Source organism: Streptomyces alanosinicus, assembly GCF_014650595.1.
Taxonomy (GTDB): Bacteria; Actinomycetota; Actinomycetes; order Streptomycetales; family Streptomycetaceae; genus Streptomyces; species Streptomyces alanosinicus.
This window is the reverse complement of record NZ_BMVG01000130.1, coordinates 1-1,595: the sequence shown is the minus strand read 5'-3', so window position 1 is coordinate 1,595 and position 1,595 is coordinate 1. Positions and strand designations below refer to the sequence as shown.

Here is a 1,595-nt window from a genome sequence, read left to right as displayed (position 1 = left end):
GGTCGCCGCCCTCGACGCCGGCGCCGACGACTACATCACCAAGCCGTTCAGCATGGACGAGCTGCTCGCCCGGCTCCGCGCGGCCGTCCGCCGCACCGAGGACACCCCGCTCGTCCCCGAGACGACACTCGTCGAGACGGAGCACTTCAGCCTCGACCTGCTCGCCAAGAAGGCCGTACGGGATGGGAAGGACGTACGGCTGACCCCGACCGAATGGCATCTGCTGGAGATCCTGGTCACCAACCCCGGCCGGCTCATCACCCAGAGACAGCTGCTCCAGGAGGTCTGGGGCGTCTCGCAGAGCAACAAGACCAACTACCTGCGCGTCTACATGGCTCAGCTCCGCCGCAAACTGGAGACGGACCCTTCCCACCCCCGCTATCTGATCACCGAGCCCGGCATGGGCTACCGCTTCGAGGGATGACATGACACGCGGCAAGCTCCGGATCTACCTCGGCGCGGCACCCGGCGTCGGCAAGACCTATGCGATGCTCTCCGAGGCACACCGCCGTACCGAACGGGGCACCGACTGTGTCGTGGCCTTCGTGGAACATCACCACCGGCCGCGCACGGAGGTGATGCCGCACGGCCTGGAACAGGCGGAGCGCCGCGAACCGGAGTACCGGGACACTAGCCGGTGGCTGGTCGCGCAGTTCCCCGCGCCCCTGGGAGTCGCAGTCGTCGCATCCACGTAGCTGCGGGCAGTCGTGCCGCTGGGGCGATGGGGGAGGGCGGGCTCAGCGGCACCCTGCCGGCGCCGGTGAGCGCCCCCGCCCGGGGCCTCACGCCTCCGGCGGCACCATGTGCAACTCCCGCTCCACATGCCCGGAGTTCAGCCGGAGCCGCCACGCGTTCCGGCGGTGTACCGCCGTCAGCTCCGCCTGGAGAGGCGAGGGCGGCACGGCGAGGACGGGGCATGTCGCGTGGGCCAGGCAGTAGCGGCTGACCGAGGGCCACAGGGCGCGGTGCAGCCGGCCCCGCTGCCCCGTGCCGATGACGAGGACGTCGTTCTCGCGGGACGCGGCCTGCACCAGCGCCGGTCCGGGCGCGCCCCGTACGATGAGCGCCTGGCCGGGCAGCCCGGTGTCCGCGCCGCCGAACACCTCGCGCAGCGCCTCGACGAGCCGTTCGCGCGCCAGCCGCTCCCACTGCGGGACCATCGCGGTCGCCGCCGGGAACCTGCGGGAGGAGAGATCGCCCTCCGGCGGCTCCCACGCCAGCACCGGCCACAGCTCCGCACCCCGGCGCCTGGCCTCGACGGCGGCCCTGCTCAGCGCGGTCGCGCTGCCCAGCGAACCGCTCACTCCCACCAGGACCCGGGCGGCCGGAGGCGGGTCGTACTCGGACATCGGTTCCTCCTCGAAAATCCCTTCCATGACACCGCGCCTCGCCGCTCCCGAACAGCCCCAACGCCCGTTCCTGACATCCTTCTGACGGTCCCTGACCGGCCCTCCCGGCCAAGGCGTCAGCAGGCCGTCAAGGTCGTCCGGATCAGCGTCAGCGTCACGTCAGGGGGCGGCCGGGACCCTACGGCGCCGGGCATAACGTCGACTGCGAGCCCCGGTCCGCCTCCCCGCGTCCGGGGCATCCCAGAT

Annotated in this window: 2 protein-coding genes and 1 pseudogene; 2 read left to right on the top strand and 1 reads right to left on the bottom strand. The window is 72.0% G+C overall.

Going from position 1 to position 1,595, the window contains the following annotated elements:
* Both IE277_RS46605 and IE277_RS46600 read left to right on the top strand, forming a co-directional pair.
* A partial coding sequence (locus IE277_RS46605) for a winged helix-turn-helix domain-containing protein (RefSeq protein WP_189960182.1) occupies positions 1 to 424 on the top strand: 424 nt, incomplete at its 5' end.
* Between the two features lies 1 nt (position 425).
* Positions 426 to 635 (top strand): annotated as a pseudogene (locus IE277_RS46600) (sensor histidine kinase KdpD); the annotation flags it as partial.
* Positions 636 to 782: 147 nt separating this feature from the next.
* On the opposite strand, the gene IE277_RS46595 reads toward IE277_RS46600, so the two are convergent.
* Entirely contained in the window at positions 783 to 1,349 is a 567-nt protein-coding gene (locus tag IE277_RS46595; protein WP_189960180.1) for a universal stress protein, read from the bottom strand.
* Positions 1,350 to 1,595 lie beyond the last annotated feature (246 nt).